This window comes from Gordonia jacobaea (assembly GCF_001186365.1).
GTDB classification, from domain to species: domain Bacteria; phylum Actinomycetota; class Actinomycetes; order Mycobacteriales; family Mycobacteriaceae; genus Gordonia; species Gordonia jacobaea.
In genome coordinates this window covers 87421-104302 of record NZ_LDTZ01000019.1, presented here as the reverse complement: position 1 = coordinate 104302, position 16882 = coordinate 87421, and the positions used below count along the sequence as shown (strand labels likewise).

Genomic DNA, 16882 nt, shown 5'->3' with positions numbered 1-16882 from the left:
CTCGGAATCAAGGACATTGCATGGGTCGATGCTAGTGAAGGGATTGTGTTGAGCGACAACGGACATGGGTCGAACGCGGATCGCGTGGCCATCGTAACGGGCGCGGGTCAGGGGATCGGACGTGCCCACGCGCTGGCGTTCGCGGCAGACGGTGCGTCCGTCGTGGTGAACGACTACGCCGAAGATGCCGCAGTAGCGGTCGTCGAGGAGATCACCGCGAGCGGCGGTCGGGCCGTCGCTTCGGTCGGCGACGTCGCCGACTGGGACGCCGGCGCTGCGATGGTGGCGACCGCACTCGAGGAGTTCGGGGGCCTCGACATCTTGGTCAACAACGCGGGATTCGTGCGCGACAGGATGCTCGTCGCGATGTCGGAGGACGAGTGGGATGCCGTCGTCCGCGTCCACTTGAAGGGGCACTTCGTCGGGCTACGCCACGCTGCAGCGTATTGGCGGGCGGAATCCAAAGCGGGGTCGACGCGGCAGGCCCGGGTGATCAACACCTCGTCGGGCGCAGGGTTGTTCGGATCGGTTGGCCAGGGCAACTATTCGGCGGCGAAAGCAGGCATAGCCGAACTCACTATCCAGGCGGCGGCCGAGCTGGGTGCCTACGGCGTGACGGTCAACGCGATCGCACCGTCGGCACGCACGCAGATGACGCTTGGCGCCGGTGAGGCGATGGCGGCGCAGATGGCTGCTCCCGATGACGGTTCGTTCGACGCGATGGACCCCGCGAACATCTCCGCGCTGGTCGTGTGGCTCGGATCGGTCGAGTCGGCAAACGTCACCGGGAGGGTCTTCGAGGTCGAGGGCGGCAAGATCACCGTCGTCGACGGCTGGCAGCGCACAGCGTCGATCGACAAGGGCGCCCGCTGGGAACCGGGTGAACTCACGCCCGTCGTCGACGATCTGTTGGCCAAGACGCCCGCCCCGGTGCCCGTGTACGGAGCACGATGACCGACATTGCTCCTGCCGACGACGACGGCGATTCCGTTGGCGGACAACGGATCGCTGCCGCGCGGGCATATGTCGACGCGCTGGTGAGTCACGATCCCTCTGGCGTTCGCCTTCATCCGGATTGCACGAGGGTGGAGATGGGGATCAAGACCGGACGAAGCGGCGACCACATCGCCCGCAGCTTGGCACGCGGCCCGCAATTCCGTCTGATTCATCGGGTCAGCGGGTTCGAGGCGGTGGTCGAAGGCCACACGGTGTCGACCAAGTATCGAGTTCACGTGGCCCCCAAGGCATTCGGCCTGTGGGCGCCGGTGAGCGAATCGTTTCTGATCGACGACGAGGTCCGGATTCGCACCATCGTCGCGCGTTTCGGGTTTCCGCGTCGACGCTGAGTGGGCCACTCAGCGCCGACGCGGTGATATCAGATCCGGGGACGCCAGACCCGGTGATGTCAGACGAGCTGTCCGTCAGACGCCCGGTGCGCGCACCACCATGGGAACCCCGGGGAAGTAGCCGGCCATCTCCGACCGTGCCTTACGCATCGCGGCGGTGGCGTAACCCTGCTTGCGGAAGTCGGGGTGGACCCACACGCGGACGTCGACCTCGCCATCGGTGAGTTCGCCGAATACGAAACCCACCTTGTCGGCGCCGTCGGTGACGACCAGCCAGGCCGCCTCTTCTTCGTCGACGCGCCCGGCAGCCTGTGCGATCTCCTGGTCGATTTCGCGCGCGGGCTGTCCCGAGCCGTCGCCGGCGACCCCGAGTTCGCGGGTGCGTTCGGCGAACAGTTCGGCGTCGTCACTGGGGGAGAAGGCGCGCAGCACGACGGTGTCTCCACTGCTCGCGGGACGCTCGGCGAGTGTGAAGGTCAGTTGGTGGTTCAGGTCGTCGAGTTCGCTCTGATTTCGTCGGCGTTCGTCCTTGGTCAACTGGTCGAGCTTCATGTCGAGGATTGCCGATGCGCCGAGCTGTGATTTGCCGAGGAGTTCTGCGATCGCGGAGACGGCTTGGGTGTGATCGTCGGCGTCGACGATGGCGTCGAGCACCTCATGTCGTCGGTCGAGAGCGGTGAGGAGAGCGTCGGCGATGTCGCGACGTTCGGTTGCCAGATCCACATCAGTCATGCTGTCGATCCTAGTGAGCTACTGGCCGGTACGACATGGAACAGGTTCTAGTTCTCCATCGCGGCCGCGGAATCTTGATTGTCGCACCTAGAGGCAGCAATCGGCTGGTTGACCTTTCGTGAATCTAGAACACGTCCTACTCTGAGATGCATGGCATCTGAGATCTCTGAGTCCGAAATCGACCACTTGCGCGGATCGACCCATATGGGCGACCTCCTTGTCGCGGCACTGGCCAAGAACGCGTCGGGCAACGTGCTGGAACTCGGCGACACCACGCTCACGGGCGCGCAGATGGCCGACGAGATCAGCCGCTACGTGCAGGCTTTTGAGGGGCTTGGTTCGGGCACGGGATCGTCGGTAGGTCTGCTCGCACTCAATCGCCCCGAGGTGCTGTTCGTCATCGGCGCAGGACAGACGCAGGGTTGGCGACGCACCGCACTGCATCCGTTGGGCTCGCTCGACGATCACGCGTACGTGTTGTCCGACGCCGGAGTGACGACGCTCGTCATCGATCCGGTGCCGATGTTCGTCGAGCGCGCAGTCGCACTCATGGAACGAGTCGACGGACTCAAGCAGATCTTCACGCTCGGCCCCGTGCCCGAGGAGTTGTCGGAGGTGGGTCGCGACGTCGTCGCCGAGGCGGCGGGTTACGACGCTACGACGCTCACCGCGGCAGAGCTCTCGCCGGACCACATCATGTCGATCACCTACACCGGTGGCACCACGGGCAAACCCAAGGGCGTCATCGGCACGGTTCGCGCGATGACGACGATGACGCAGATCCAGTTGTCGGAGTGGGAATGGCCAACGCGGCCGCGCTTTCTGATGTGCACGCCGCTGTCGCACGCAGGCGCGGCGTTCTTCCTCCCGACGCTGATGAAGAACGGGTCGATGGTGGTGCTGAGCAAGTTCGATCCCGCGGAGGTGCTGCGGACCATCGAGGAGGAGAAAATCAGCGCGACCATGCTCGTGCCGTCGATGCTCTACGCCCTGATGGATCATCCGGACTCACACACCCGCGATCTCTCGTCACTGGAAACCGTGTATTACGGTGCCTCGCCGATCAATCCGGTGCGGCTGGCCGAGGCCATCGAGCGATTCGGGCCGATCTTCGCGCAGTACTACGGGCAGTCGGAGGCGCCGATGGTCATCAGCTACCTCGCCAAGGATGAGCACCCCGAGCCGGGCGAAGACACGCGCAGGCTGTCGAGTTGTGGGCGACCGTCGTCGTTTCTGCGTACCGCGCTCCTCGGGCCGGACGACAAGCCAGTGGCGCCGGGCGAGCCGGGCGAAATCTGTGTTGCCGGACCACTTCTCGCCGCTGGGTACTGGGGGTTGCCGGAGCAGACAGCGGAGACGTTCCGCGACGGATGGCTGCGCACCGGCGACGTCGCGCGTGAAGACACCGACGGATACTGGTACATCGTCGATCGCACAAAGGACATGATCGTCACCGGTGGCTTCAATGTGTTTCCGCGAGAGGTGGAAGACGTTGTCGCAGAACATCCGTCGGTCGGTCAGGTGGGTGTGATCGGTGTGCCGCACGAGAAGTGGGGTGAGGCGGTGACCGCCGTCGTCGTATTACGTGGCGACGTCGAGGCCGATGACGATGACCGGCAGCGGATCACGGCAGAGATCCAGGACGCGGTGAAGCAGCGGAAGGGGGCCGTGCAATCACCGAAGGACGTGATCTTCGTCGAGTCGCTGCCACTCACCGGTCTCGGTAAGCCCGACAAGAAGGCGTTGCGCGCTAAGTTCTGGGCGTCGTCGGAGCGTGGCGTCGGCTAGAGCCGTCAGGCGGCACGCCTGCGTATAGAGTCGGGCCTGCCGCTGCCTGCAGGATTACGTCACATGCGGCGTCGACTGCCTGTCCCGGATCGACGATGCGACTCGCCAACGCCTGCGCCGCGCGATAGGGCTCGCTGGCAGTAAGCAATTCGAGGTCGGTGTCCGAGAGCCGCGACAGCGGCGCGCCGATCCCGGCTCCTCGATCGCGAAGAGCGGCCGCCCAGAGTGGTTGGTCTGCGCTGAGCCAACCGATCACTGATGGGATTCCAGCTCGCAGAGCGGCGGCAGTGGTGCCGGCTCCACCGTGGTGGACGGCTGCTCGGCAAGCAGGGAAGAGGACCTCGTGGTCGACAGGGTCGGTGATGTGCAGCAGGCCATCGCGTTCTGGCAGTGCGTGAGGCGTATGGGCGATCACACGAAGGCGTAGCGACAGGATCGCATCGACGATCGACGAGATGCGCTCGGGTGGGATGTGCATACTCCCGAAGCCGACGTAGACGGGGGATGGCCCGGATCGAATCCAGTCGAGAATGCTGGTGGTCTGGCTATCGTCGTTGTGTCCGTTGAGTTTTGCTCGGGTCTGACTGTCAGGGAGCAGGAAGCCCGTGAACGGGCGCTGTTTTCCCCACTCGTCCTCGAGGAGTGGGAACAGCTCGGCGTCGTACGCCTGGATCTCCGGTGACCCCCGCCGCCGAAGCCTCGCGCCTATGGTTCCCGATACCGACGGGAGACCCAGACGACGGCGCAGGGCGCGGTCGCCTGGGCGCTGGGTGAGTGAGAAGAGGAAGTCGGCTGTGCGCCATACGGCGGCGCTGATTGCAGTGGGCAATGGCCGGTACAGCGGCGACAGCTGGTGGTTGGGACGTATCGGGCAGTAATGCAGTGGCACGAAAGCGATGCCTCGGCTCTCTGCGACTGTCGCAGCCCGCTCTTGCGCCAGTGGTCCGCCGACGAGGACATCCGCTGTATCGGCGAGTTCGCCCATGACTCTCTCCGACATCGCCGATCCGTGCGATCCGACCTTGCGGAGCGCGGTCAACCGCTTATACGGATTCCACGACTTGAGGTCTCGCTTCACGAGCGGACTCGAGAGCAATTCCGAAGTCGACGGACACAGGCTGCGCGTCGGCAATCCAGAACGTGACACCGCAGCGACCAGGTCGTCGGGAACAGCCAACTCGACGCTGTGTCCGCGTCGGCTGAGTTCGGCTCCGAGCGCGACCGCAGGTTGAACGTCACCTCGACTGCCGTGCATGACGAATGCTATTCGCATATGCCCCAATCTGTTTCGGTCAATTTCCACGAGGCGAACTCGGCGGCGATCAGTGCGCGGAGCGAATCCCGATCGTTGATCCGGGACGGGTTCAGCGAGCTCACCGCCAGCGTCAGCACCTCATCTCCGGTACACAACCAGCCGCTGATACCGCCGGCGTGTCCGGCCAATCCGGCGGTATCCGTGGTGACGGCACGCATCGCGGTGACTCCGGGGCGGTCGGTACCGAATGACGCAAACAAAGGGTTCACCCGCCCGACGTTCGACGCCACACATAAGGGCGTCGACATCCCACCAGCGAGTCGACGCACGGCCCTGTCGCCCAAAGCCTGTGCAACAGTGGACATCGCGGCCATCGAGCCGGGCCGCGCATCGAGCGTGCGGTATGCCGCCTTGCACGCGTCGCGAATCTCGCTGAGGTCGGTGTAGCGGTTGGAGTCGAGACGTATGTGGGCGGTGACGCCTGTCGTGGCGTTGGCGCGCCGATCGTCCTCACGATGCTGTGACACCGGAATCGACACCGGGACGACGTCTCCGGACGATGCCAGTCCGGCTTTGTCGACGATTCCGACCATCAGCCCGACGAACAGTGAGTTCAGCGTGCCGTTGCGTTCTGCGGCAACCCGAAGTGCTTCCTCGCGATCAACGGTCACGATCACCGAGGGGGGTATGCCTGCTTCGGTTCCGGCAGCCCGCCCTGCGCTTGTCGTCGCTATCGCACCAGTAGGCGCCGGGCTCGGGGAAGGTGCGCGTGACGGTTGGGGGCGCGCAGATCCTCGTGGTGATGCGTCACGAAGTGTCGCGACGACACTGGAAGCCGCCGCGCGAGCTGCCCGCGCCGCAGTGCCTGCTCCATCGGAAAGGTCGGATACGAGGTCGGGCATGGCTACGTCTGTGTTGTAGGCGGTCCCCGACAATGCTTCGACGATCGCCGTTATCAGCGTGGCGCCGTCGCCGATCGCGTGGGCCGCCGTGAATGAGACGTACGTACCAATGCCGTCGGAGTGGGCGGCGCTCAGTCGCCAGGAGGGGCCCGACACGCTGTTCAGAGCGAACTGTGCCTGGGCGTCGACCCATGCGGCAATATTCTCGGCACGCACCGTCTCAGTGAAGAATTCGACCGACCCGGCGGTCGGCGTGTACCGCCACGCATCGCGAGCCGGTGGTGGCCGTCGCGCGACGAGTCTCGATGCGCGACCCGCGCAGAGTCGCTCTCCGAGTCGGGAGAATGCGTCCTCGTCGAGGCGAGTGGGTAGCTGCCATACGCATTGATTCACAACCCCGAGCCCCAGCGCGTGTTCCATCCGTACGAACAGATCGTCGTCGGTGGTCAGACGCTCAACCGGCAGGGCCGAGTGTATCGACCCGGTCGTGCGCGTCGAAGTGGTCGTCATGACCGCGAGAGGTAGGCGCGCAACGTAAGTGGGACAAAGACAATCAAGATCGCGGTGGTTCCCACCAGCGTCCATCCGACGTCGCTTGTGATCTGTCCCTCGTTTGCCAGCCCGCGAAACGCGGAGATGAGGTGTGAGACCGGATTGACGTCAGCGATCGCCTGCATCCAACCGGGCATTGTCGTGGTCGGCACAAACGCATTGGACGTGAACGTCATCGGCATCAGCACGAGCATCGAGATGCCTTGTATCGCTGATACTTTGCGGAGCAGGACACCCAGCAACGCGAAGATCCAGCTCAGCGAGAACGCTGCGTAGACGACAAGTGTGACGCCTGCGATGACCCCGATCACGCTTGCCGGCCGGTAGCCCATGCAGAGGCCGACGACGAGAGACATCACGCTCGCGATGACGTATCGCAGGGTATCCGCAGTCAGCAAGCCTGCGAGTGGCGCGATGCGCGCTATGGGCATGGAGATCAGCCGGTCGAACACACCGCTGTCGATGTCTTCACGTAACTGCGTTCCGGTGACCACCGACGTGGTCACCGCCACCGAGACCAGGACGCCGGGGACAAGCAGGACGAGGTAGTTGTCGACGCCTCCCGCGACGGCTCCGCCGAAGATGTTGGCAAACATCACTGTGAAGACGATGGGCACGATGATCACGTCGAACAGTTGCTGTGGGGAGTGCTTCATCCGGAGAAGCCCGCGACGAGCTAGTGCGAACGTCTGGCGCAGCCCCTGGCTGAAGGGAATCCTGTCGACAGGAGTGATCGGCCATTCGATTCCGCTACTGGTGGCGTCGGCCGTCGCCGCTGCTCCCGAATCGGCGACGCCGGACTTCGTCTGATCGATGGTGCTGCTCATGTCCGGGCCGACTCTCGGGTTGTCATGGCGAAGAAGACATCGTCCAGCGTGGGGCGCTGGAACGAGAAGTCGGCGACCTCGATGCCCGCGGACTCCAGTTGGGACACCGCGTATGCGGCCCGCCCCGGCTCCGAGGTGATCGCCGAGAGCGCGCCCTCGGCAGGAATCTGAACGACATCCGCGGACAACGTTGCCCCCATGATCTCTGCGGCCTCCCGCATTCTGGATCTGTCTTCGAGTTGAACGTGCAGTGTGCGCGTTCCGATGCGCTCCTTGAGCGACCTGGCCGTACCTTCGGCCACCACCCGCCCGCCGTCGATCAAGACGATTGAGTCGGAGAGTTTGTCTGCCTCGTCGAGGTATTGGGTGGTGAGTAGCACCGTCGTACCGTTATCGACGAGGTCGCGGACGACGGCCCACATCTGAGTCCGTGTGGTGGGATCGAGACCTGTCGTCGGTTCGTCGAGGAAGAGCAGCGGCGGAGCGGAGATCAGTGAGGTGGCGATGTCGAGTCGTCGTCGCATGCCGCCGGAGAAACCCGACACGGGGCGCGAGGCGGCGTGACTGAGTCCGAACTGTTCGATCAACTCGTGCGCACGAGAACGAGCCGCACGTCGGCCGAATCCGCGCAGGGTGGCGAACAGCTCGAGGTTTTGTTCTGCCGTCAGATCCTCGTCGAGTGAGGCGTACTGACCGGTCACCGCGATCATCGAACGCACGGCGGTCGCCTGTCTCACGACGTCACGGCCGAAGATCCGTGCCGAGCCGGAGTCCGGCCGGATGAGCGTCGCGAGCATACGTACCGTCGTGGTCTTGCCTGCGCCGTTCGCGCCCAACAACCCACACACCGATCCCGTCGGTATCGATAAGGAAATGTCTGAAACTGCATTGACATTTCCGAATTTCTTACCGAGCGAGTCGGCCTCGATTGCAATCGTCGGCAACATCACCATCGAGTGCCCTCCGTCCTCGTCGGATCATCCGTCAGATCTTCAACAGGCTATTTGCTCGTCGAGAAAGTGTCGAGGCGAGTTGAACCCTGCGAGATTCCTGACAATCCGCATCGAGTGGTATATGTCTCTATCCCCTTAAATTGCCGATCAGCGCACGCTACGGTCACACGGTCCGTGTGCGAGGGTATCGCTTAGTCGCTATTCTTTGGCGACTCCCCGTCGCGATCTGGAGGTAATCGTCATAGCTCAAAACCGCAGACCGCGCTTTGCGTGGCAATGTGCCGTATCAGTTCTGATCACTGTGATTGCAGCGGCGTCGCTGGGAGTTGGGGTTGCACGAGCAGAACCCCTACGTCCGACGATACAGCGAACAGTCGCAGAGGGGCAGGGTGTAACGGCGGTCTACGTCTACTCGGTTGCCATGCGCAAGACGATCAAGGTGCAGGTGATCACGCCCCGTAACCCTTCGGGAACCAGGCCATCGCTGTACCTGCTGAGTGGTCTCGGTGAAGAGGACCCGACCAACAGCATGTGGCTACGCAAGACCGACGCCCGAAACTTCTACGCGAACAAGAATGTGAACGTTGTCATGCCGTTGGCGGGCAACGGAAGCTTCTACACCGATTGGCAGCGCGACGACCCGAAACTAGGCCGCTACCAGTGGGAAACCTTCCTTGTGAAGGAGCTGCCGCCCCTTATCGACGCCGCGTTCGACGGCAACGGACGACGAGGGATCGCGGGGATCTCGATGGGCGCGGGAGCGGGGTTGGTGCTCGCGGCGAGGAACCCGGGTTTCTACAGGGCGGTTGGTGCCTACAGCGGTTGCTACAGCACCACAGGCGTCGCAGGCGAGGCTTATCCACGGGCGATCGTCGCAGCCTTCGGGGGTGACGCAAATAACATGTGGGGGCCTCCCGGTAGTCCGGGCTGGGCGGCCCACGACGTACTGTCGCTCTCGCACAACCTCCGTGGCACCACGCTCTATATATCCACTGGAACAGGGCGGGCGGGCACGTATGACCAACCCGGATATCCGGACAATTCCGACCCCATTGATCGGCAGGTCATTGGCGGAGCAATCGAAACGGGTTCCCTCTGGTGCACCCAACAATTGGAGTCCCGATTGACGGCGCAGCATATTGGGGCGACAATTCGTTACGTTGATCCTGGAACTCACGCATGGCCTTACTGGCGAGACCAGCAGCGTGAGAGCTGGCCCATTCTTGAGCATGGGATGAACAGCTGAATTCCATTCTGTTAACAATGGCTGCAAACCCTCCTCGATACCCGGGGTATTCACGTGTACCCGTGCACGGGTGACTGAAAAGGATGCCGATGGAATACACAGAGCTCGCTGACTATCAGGTTCCCACTGGCGCGATCACCGCGTGGGAAGCTACTGCCGACCCGGATTCATGGTGTGCCGATTCTCGTCGGCTCTCATACATGCACCTCGAGCACGCTCGACGCGCTGCCGAACTCGGTGACGAATGGCACGGACACTGGATCGGAACGGCCTTCACCATCGAGGAGCGGTTCGACCGCGATGCGTTCGCCGCGACTATCAGGCAGTGGTTCGCCCGCCACGAGGCGCTCCGTTCCGCAGTCCAGCTCGGCGGGACTCCTGAGGACGATCTGGTGCGGATGACCATCGAGCCGGAGGCCGTCGGAGTTTCCGGGCTTTCGATGGGTGTGGCGGCGTCGCCCGACGCGGCCCGCCAGAGGATTCAGGACTTCTTCGATACCACGGTCAACCCGTTGACCTGGCCGCACTGCGTCGTCGTGACTCTGGAACCCGATGACCGTGACGACAGATTCCTCGTCGTCTTCGGTGCTGACCACACCGTGATGGACGCCTACACACAGGTTTTCGCGATCAATGAGCTCAGCGCCCTCTATCGCGCGGAGATCAACGATGAGCACCATGGGCTCGCCGAGTACGGCAGCTACCTGGACTTCAGCGATGCGGAGCGGCATCTGGGTGAACAGATCGATGCGAACAACTCTGCCGTCGTCGCCTGGCGGCAGTTCTTCAACGAGTCACCCACGTCCGTCCAGCCACATGCGATGCCCCGCTTCCCTCGTTGTGTCGCCGGTGGCGTCGACGCGGTAGTGCCTCCCCGCGAGCCGGATTCCGGTATGCAAGTGAGTCTTTCGCAGGACCTTCTCGACAGCGCGGAGGCCGCTCGATTCAACGACATCTGCAAGGCAGCAGGTGGCTCGGTGACCACGGGTATCTACACTGCGATGTCGATCGCGAGTGCGGCGCTCGCCGGAACTGGCGAAATGCGATTTGTCAGCCCTGTACACACGCGCACGGGACCCGAGTGGGGCGAGGCAGTCGGGTGGTTCGTCGGTCTCGTTCCCGTGCACCTCGATCCATCTGATGCGCAGACCTTCTCTCAGGCTCTGCCGCGTGTCGCCGAGTCGGTGTCGCGGTACAAGAACGTGGGTACCGCACCGTTCGCCCCGATCGCTGATCTGATCGGAGGCGACGTGACGCCTCCGGGATTCGTCGTGTCCTATATCGATCTGCGGCGGGCGCAGGGAGCTGCGGAATGGGATCGTCGAAACGCGCGAGTGTTGCGCAGTGCCACCCGGGAAGTCGACGAGGTGTACCTGTGGATCAACCGGATTCCCGACGGGATCAACATCTCGACGCGCTATCCGTCGGGGGAGCGTAGGCGCGAGGTCGAAGCTTTCCTCTCGGTGTTCGCGGAGGTTCTGCGCACGATCGTCGACGCTGGTGACCATGACTACATGTTTGCGCGCGAGATGACGTCGCAAGCGTCGGCGGACATCACGGCATGACGGTGGTATTCGGCGCGGCTGCGACGCCAGAACCGCTGCTGCGTAGGCAGTTTCCTGGTGGCACGCCCATCGAGTGGTCGCTGTGTTCACCTGATGCGGCGTTGCAGGCCGCACGTGTGACCGGTGGTGCAACGTTTCTGCAGACCGAGCACGTGGTCACTTCGACCGCGGCGCGAGCCCGCGGCGACGAGCACCGTTCCGTCGTGGGCGCTGTTGCCAGATTCGATACCCCGCTGGACCCGGCTGCGATGGCCGCAGCGCTGACGGCCTTCGTACGACGGCACGACGAACTGCGGAGCTACTACACGCTGGGCGAGGTGGGCGTCGAACGGTACGTCATACCGCAGACCCACATCGAGATGGTGGCGCAGTGGCCGCTGGGCCGGAGTCGGAGAGTCGACGCGGCGGATGCGGGTGACTACCTCGCGAATCGCATCTCCGTTGCGACCGCGTTCGATTCCCCGCAGTCGATGCACTTCGGAGCGTTCGACGGCGATGGTGGATTCACGTTCTACCTCGGCGCCGATCACGTGCACGGGGACGGCTATTCGTTATGGCTGGCGATGGACGAGATCAACGCACTGTATCGGGCGGAGACCTCGGGAACGTCGGTCAAGCTGACCGATGTGGCATCATTCGACAGCTACGTCGCCGATGAGCATCGTCGCGCTGCGCGTGTGCGTGCCGATGACATCGGCGTCAAGGCGTGGCGAGAAGCGCTGGCCATCAAGGGATCTCTTCCCGATTCGCCGGTTCCACTCGGACTCGACGACGACGCTCCCGCGCCTGCTGTGCGCTGCCGTCGGGATCTGCTCACAGCAGACGAAGCCGATGCGCTCGACATCGTCAGTGCTTCGTCGAGCTGGGTCACCATTGCTGGATGCCTGTTCTCCGCGTTGGCATCTGCGCAGTACCTGTGCACAGGGGAGAAGCGCTTCTTCACGACGACTGCGCTGGCAACTCGCGGGCCTGAGTTCGAGTTCACTCAGGGCTGGGCATGCAACTTCGCACCGGTGTACTTCGACGTTGAACCCGGAGCTGACCCGATTGAGTTGGCGCGCACGGCATCCGTCGCGGTGAAGCGGGCCAAGAACGCTGCGGCCGCCCCCATCGGAGCGGTTCTGCAGGTCCTTGCGCGGTCCGGCGAGCTTCCACAGATGGCCGGTTCTCCTCAGATGGTGACCTACATCGATCACCGTCGGCTGCCGGGAATCGACGACCCCACTGTCGGAACCACTGTGGGGTTCCCTGGTATCGGCAAAACCAAGAACTCCAACTTGTGGCTGAGTCGGATGGTTGACGGATTGGTCGTCGAATCTCAAATTCCCGACAACGATGTCGCTCGCGCGAACATCAATCGCTATCTCGACACAGTTGCGGCACAGCTCAGAGCGCTCCTGGAATCTGCAGACTCCGCGGTCACCGCGATCGCGGGTACCCGGGTGAGGCAATGAAACTAACTGGTACACAGGATTATTCACTGAGCTCGGGTCAACTCTCCGTCTTTCATGCCGATCTCATCGGAGACGATCTGCCTTCTGATACCGGACTGTCGGAGAACGAACGATTTCACGTTGATTCTCATCGAGCGGGGCATCCGGGTTCGCTGACACTGGTTCTCGACTTTCCCTATCCGGTTGAGCGCGGGCTGCTGGCACGGCTTCCCGAGGTGTTGCTGTCGCGGCATGATGTCCTGCGAACCTATGTTGTAGCGGATGGCCATGACCTCAGTCGGCGCGAAGTCCCCTTGTCGTCGATCGGCGTCAGTGTTGACTCCCAGGCTCCGACCGACGCCTCAGACGCGGGCATGACGAAGCTGGTGCTCGAGCGAATCGCTCTGGCATGCAACCCAACCGAGCCGCTTTCGCACTTTTTCGGGGCGGTGCTCCGTCCTGATACCACCACTGTGATCTGCGCGTTCGATCACTTCTACGTCGACGCGCGATCATTGACGGTGCTCGCAGCCGACATCTCTGACGTGGTTGCCGGCCGTGCATTGTCGAGTGCCGGCTCGGGGTTGGCCGCCGTGCGCGCGCATACGTTCAGCGGCGACGTGGCCCCCGACGATCCACGACTCGCCGGTTGGTTCCGATTCCTCGACGAATCGGACTGGGAGATACCAGCTTTTCCCCTCGACCTGGGGCTGGAACCCGGACGGCGAGCGCCGATGAGAACACGGGTGAGCACCCTCCTCGGTAGGTCTGAGGCGCAGCACTTCAGCTCGGCTGTACACACGCGTGGCGCGAGAACGTTCTCGGCGCTGTTGACGTGCATCGGGCGCGCAATCCGTCTGGCTGGTGGTCCGGCCGATACCGCGCTGATCGTCCCGTCGGGGCTCCAGACATCCGAGTCGATCGTTGCCTGGGTGGTTGCCAACATCCCGCTGCGTGTCCGCGGCGAGGGGGACCTCGTCGAACTGTTGCCGCTCAACGCAGATCGACTCGCCGAAGCTCTACCTCTCGCGAGCGTCGGACTGACGGCGGTCTATCAGACATTCGGCAGCAGACTGCGCAGCACACGCGGCGATGTCTTCATGGTTTCGTACGTCGATTACACCCGTCAACGTCGACCGTCGAAAGATGTTGCAGTGCAGCAGTTATCGGGCGACCACGCGACCGACAACGTGCAGTGGTGGCTGTGGCGCGACGACGATGGCATCCATGTCAGGGTTCGGTACCCCGCTACAGCGGCGGCGGAGTCCGTGGTCGGCGATGTACTGGAGCTCACCGGTGCTGCGGTCAGGGAGATCAGCGAGCGCCTTGTTGATCAGCGAACATCTGTGGGCACGTCGCCGTCGCCGGCGTTCTTGGATTGATACCAATCGAGGTAACCCCGAGTGCCGTAGGCCTGCAGTCGGCGAAGAGATGTGTAGACAACGGCATGCGGTGCGAGCGCTACGGAATCGGCTCCCGCCTGTGCGGTGACGCGCTGCTGTAGGACCGCGTCCTCATCGACATCGTCGATCTTCGTTCGCGGGAATCCACCTGCCGCACAGTAGGTATTAGCGGTGACCGCCAGATTGTTTCCGACAACCAGGAAACTCTTTCGTAGGTGCGCCGGCTGAGATCGTGTGCGCAACCAGGTGATGAGGTGTCCGAGGCGCCACGTCGTGCCGATCAGGTTGAACGCGATCGCACGCGCTCCGTCGGAACTGCGGGCCCGCACTCGACCTCCCGCGAGGCTCTTGCCATCGAGCAGTGGGGCGACGATCTGTGTCAGCCAGTCCGGCGCGGGGAGCGTGTCGGCGTCGGTGCGAGCGATGAACTCGGCTCCGGCGTCGATTGCGTAACGAAAGCCCGAGTCTGCGGCACTACCCGTGCCCTTCTCGACTTCGGTGAGCACATCGATGGGGACAGCCGAGTGGGACGCGAGCTCGCGAACGAGATCACCGGTCCCGTCGGTACTGTTGTTGTCCACCACGATGATGCGGAATGGCGCGCGCGCATCGTGGGCGGCAGTATCGCGAAAAGTTTGCTGTTGCAGCGCGCGGATCGTGTCTCCGATGTAGTCGACCTCGTTGTAGGCGGGGACCACGACAGCGACTCGCGGGGCCGCCAACTCAGTGCTTTCGTTCGCCATGCTGCCATTCAACCGGGATGGTGACTGTCTTGCACGTGAATGTGATGTGAGTAAAGCGACGTCGGGGTAGTGGGCAATCCAGAGACGCGGAGACTGCTCAGTGCGCGACCGGGCAGCCCCCGGTTGCGCCGTAGCGAACGGGCAGGTCTTTGACGCCGTTGAGCCAGCCTGATCGCACACGACGCAGCTCTCCGATCCGCTCGATGTCGGGGAGTACGTCGGCGACAGCGTTGAGGATCAGGGAGAGTTCGAGGCGCGCGAGGTTGGCGCCGATGCAGAAGTGGGCGCCGCTACCGCCGAAAGCGAGATGTGGGTTGGGATCTCGGAGGATGTTGAACGTGAACGGGTCGTCGAAGACGTCCTCATCGTAGTTTGCCGAACCGTAGAAGATTCCGACCCGTTGTCCCGCGGCGATGTCGACGCCCTCGATGCTGGTGTCCACCTTGGCCGTCCGCTGGAAGGCGTTGACCGGGGTCGACCAGCGCAGCACCTCGTCGATCGCGGTCTTCGGGCGCTGCGACTTGAACAGCTCCCACTGCTCGGGGTGAGACATGAAGGCGTTCATACCGTGGCTGGTCGCATTGCGGGTCGTCTCATTTCCTGCGGTGATCAGCAGGATGACGAAGAACCCGAACTCGATGTCGGACAACGACTCTCCGTCGATGTCGGCCTCTATCAGAGTGGTGACGATGTCGTCGGTGGGGTTACGCCGACGCTCCTCGGCCATCGAATAGGCGTAGCCGAGGAGCTCGGCATTGGCCATCGCAGGGTCGATCGTGTGGTCGGGATCGTCGCTGTTGATGATCGCGTCGACGAGCTCGTGAATACGCGGACGGTCGGCTGTCGGGACACCGATGAGATCCAGAATCGCCTGCAGGGGAAGGTGGATGGCCACGTCGTCGACGAAGTTTCCCGACTCCTTGGCTGCGGCCGATTCGACGATCTGGCGCGCCGACGTTGCGAGATTCTCCTCCAGTGACCCAACAGCCTTCGGTGTGAACAGTCGCGACACGATCTTGCGCAGACGAGTGTGCTCCGGTGGATCGTGGTTGACGAGGAGCGCCTTGGTGAACTCGATCTGGTCGGGGGTGACGTAGTCGGGGAGTCGGATGATGGCGCCGTTGGCATTCGTCGACCACACCTGGTTGTTCTTCGAGATCTCGCGCACGTCTCTGTGTCGTGAGATCACCCAGTAGCCGCCGTCCGTGAAACCCGAGGTGCCGAGTGGCTGTTCGTTCCACCAGACGGGCGCGGTCTGGCGCAGGTGAGCGAATTCGGTTTTCGGTAGCCCGGATTCGAGCACATCGGGATCGGTGAAGTCGAAACCCTTGCCGAATGGGCAAGCCGCATCGGTGGTGATGGCTGTCATGGCTTCACCATACAGTTTGATTCCATGTGTATGGTCGTTTTCCCGTGATACGGTCTGCGCTGGTAGAGGTCGGTACTGGGAAGTGGGTGCCGGGACATAGGTACTGGGAAATCGGTGCCGGGAGGTGGTCGCGAAGGATGCGTACGCACGGCTGGGCCGGAAGTGTCCCGGTCGACGACGCGGAGGCCACGGCGCGCATTCTTGCGGCCGCGCGGTCGGCGATCGACGAACACGGTGTTGCGACGACAATCAGCGACGTCGCGCGCACTCTCGGGGTCACTCGCCAGACGGTGTATCGATACTTCCCCAGCGCTGAGGCGCTGCTCCGGGCAACCGCTCTCGACGCCGTCGGTGCATTTCTCGAGCGAATCGCGCTACGAATCAGCGGTATTCGTGAGCCCGACGCCGCGGTCGTCGAGGGGATCGACGTCGTACTTCAAGAGCTGCCCGACGACCGCTACGTCGGCCTTCTGTTCGCGGCAGACAATGTGAGTCTGTTCGCGGTGGAGGGGGTGACGTCGGAGGCCGGTCAGACATTCGCACGTTCGATGGTCGAGCGCATGGATGTCGACTGGGCTGCACGCGGATACGGGCCGGCCGAGATGGATATCATCGTCGAAATCGTCTTGCGCACACTGCAGTCCATGATGATCGACCACAGTACGGCACGTTCGGGTGCGCAGCGTCGTGCATTCCTCGATGCGTGGGCGGGTGCGGCGATCCGCGCGTTGCCGACGGGCGCAGCCGTGCCGGGTGATCGCATCTGAC

15 protein-coding genes are annotated in these 16882 nt (G+C 63.3%); 8 read left to right on the top strand and 7 right to left on the bottom strand.

The window, feature by feature from the left end; translation table 11 throughout:
• Positions 1-45 precede the first annotated feature (45 nt).
• Together ABW18_RS15640 and ABW18_RS15635 are read left to right on the top strand one after the other, a co-directional pair.
• The gene (locus ABW18_RS15640; protein WP_200903275.1) at positions 46-954 is read left to right on the top strand and encodes an SDR family oxidoreductase; all 909 of its coding nucleotides are present in this window, start codon (positions 46-48) and stop codon (positions 952-954) included.
• On the top strand, positions 951-1346 hold the full coding sequence (locus tag ABW18_RS15635) for a DUF8021 domain-containing protein (RefSeq protein WP_049699914.1): 396 nt from the start codon (positions 951-953) through the stop codon (positions 1344-1346). The genes ABW18_RS15640 and ABW18_RS15635 overlap by 4 nt, the downstream gene beginning before the upstream one ends.
• 75 nt (positions 1347-1421) lie before the next feature.
• On the opposite strand, the gene ABW18_RS15630 is transcribed toward ABW18_RS15635, so the two are convergent.
• Complete coding sequence (locus ABW18_RS15630; RefSeq protein WP_049699913.1) at positions 1422-2078, bottom strand: GNAT family N-acetyltransferase; 657 nt, start codon at positions 2076-2078, stop codon at positions 1422-1424.
• Positions 2079-2228: 150 nt separating this feature from the next.
• Here ABW18_RS15630 and fadD8 point away from each other — a divergent pair, with 150 nt between their 5' ends.
• Positions 2229-3866: a fatty-acid--CoA ligase FadD8 gene (fadD8, locus tag ABW18_RS15625; RefSeq protein WP_049699912.1), complete on the top strand. Its 1638-nt coding sequence runs from the start codon at positions 2229-2231 to the stop codon at positions 3864-3866.
• Here the strand turns inward: fadD8 and ABW18_RS15620 are convergent.
• The 4 genes from ABW18_RS15620 to ABW18_RS15605 form a co-directional block, all read right to left on the bottom strand.
• Positions 3829-5139 carry a glycosyltransferase gene (locus tag ABW18_RS15620; RefSeq protein WP_083444423.1) on the bottom strand — a complete coding sequence of 437 codons (1311 nt, stop codon included), beginning with the start codon at positions 5137-5139 and terminating at the stop codon, positions 3829-3831. The genes fadD8 and ABW18_RS15620 overlap by 38 nt on opposite strands.
• Positions 5130-6239 carry a hypothetical protein gene (locus tag ABW18_RS15615; RefSeq protein WP_152930106.1) on the bottom strand — a complete coding sequence of 370 codons (1110 nt, stop codon included), beginning with the start codon at positions 6237-6239 and terminating at the stop codon, positions 5130-5132. Before ABW18_RS15615 ends, ABW18_RS15620 begins: the two co-directional genes overlap by 10 nt.
• 290 nt (positions 6240-6529) lie before the next feature.
• A complete protein-coding gene (locus ABW18_RS15610; protein WP_082937839.1) occupies positions 6530-7402 on the bottom strand; it encodes an ABC transporter permease in 873 nt (290 codons plus the stop codon).
• On the bottom strand, positions 7399-8355 hold the full coding sequence (locus tag ABW18_RS15605) for an ATP-binding cassette domain-containing protein (RefSeq protein WP_082937838.1): 957 nt from the start codon (positions 8353-8355) through the stop codon (positions 7399-7401). The genes ABW18_RS15610 and ABW18_RS15605 overlap by 4 nt, the downstream gene beginning before the upstream one ends.
• A gap of 421 nt (positions 8356-8776) precedes the next feature.
• Here ABW18_RS15605 and ABW18_RS15600 point away from each other — a divergent pair, with 421 nt between their 5' ends.
• The 4 genes from ABW18_RS15600 to ABW18_RS15585 all read left to right on the top strand — a co-directional run bounded on the left by ABW18_RS15600 (position 8777) and on the right by ABW18_RS15585 (position 13981).
• Positions 8777-9601 carry an alpha/beta hydrolase gene (locus ABW18_RS15600; protein ID WP_414652019.1) on the top strand — a complete coding sequence of 275 codons (825 nt, stop codon included), beginning with the start codon at positions 8777-8779 and terminating at the stop codon, positions 9599-9601.
• Positions 9602-9690: 89 nt separating this feature from the next.
• Complete coding sequence (locus ABW18_RS15595) at positions 9691-11166, top strand: condensation domain-containing protein (RefSeq protein WP_049699910.1); 1476 nt, start codon at positions 9691-9693, stop codon at positions 11164-11166.
• Positions 11163-12620, top strand: a complete 1458-nt coding sequence (locus ABW18_RS15590; RefSeq protein WP_049699909.1) for a condensation domain-containing protein — start codon at positions 11163-11165, stop codon at positions 12618-12620. The genes ABW18_RS15595 and ABW18_RS15590 overlap by 4 nt, the downstream gene beginning before the upstream one ends.
• Positions 12617-13981 (top strand): condensation protein, encoded by a 1365-nt coding sequence (locus ABW18_RS15585; protein ID WP_049699908.1) that lies wholly within the window; start codon positions 12617-12619, stop codon positions 13979-13981. Before ABW18_RS15590 ends, ABW18_RS15585 begins: the two co-directional genes overlap by 4 nt.
• Here ABW18_RS15585 and ABW18_RS15580 read toward each other — a convergent pair.
• Together ABW18_RS15580 and ABW18_RS15575 are read right to left on the bottom strand one after the other, a co-directional pair.
• Positions 13933-14745, bottom strand: a complete 813-nt coding sequence (locus ABW18_RS15580) for a glycosyltransferase family 2 protein (protein ID WP_049699907.1) — start codon at positions 14743-14745, stop codon at positions 13933-13935. The genes ABW18_RS15585 and ABW18_RS15580 overlap by 49 nt on opposite strands.
• Positions 14746-14842: 97 nt before the next feature.
• The gene (locus tag ABW18_RS15575) at positions 14843-16114 is read right to left on the bottom strand and encodes a cytochrome P450 (RefSeq protein ID WP_049699906.1); all 1272 of its coding nucleotides are present in this window, start codon (positions 16112-16114) and stop codon (positions 14843-14845) included.
• Positions 16115-16251: 137 nt separating this feature from the next.
• Here ABW18_RS15575 and ABW18_RS15570 point away from each other — a divergent pair, with 137 nt between their 5' ends.
• Positions 16252-16881, top strand: coding sequence for a TetR/AcrR family transcriptional regulator (locus ABW18_RS15570; RefSeq protein ID WP_049699905.1), 630 nt, complete (start codon positions 16252-16254; stop codon positions 16879-16881).
• Position 16882: the final 1 nt, after the last annotated feature.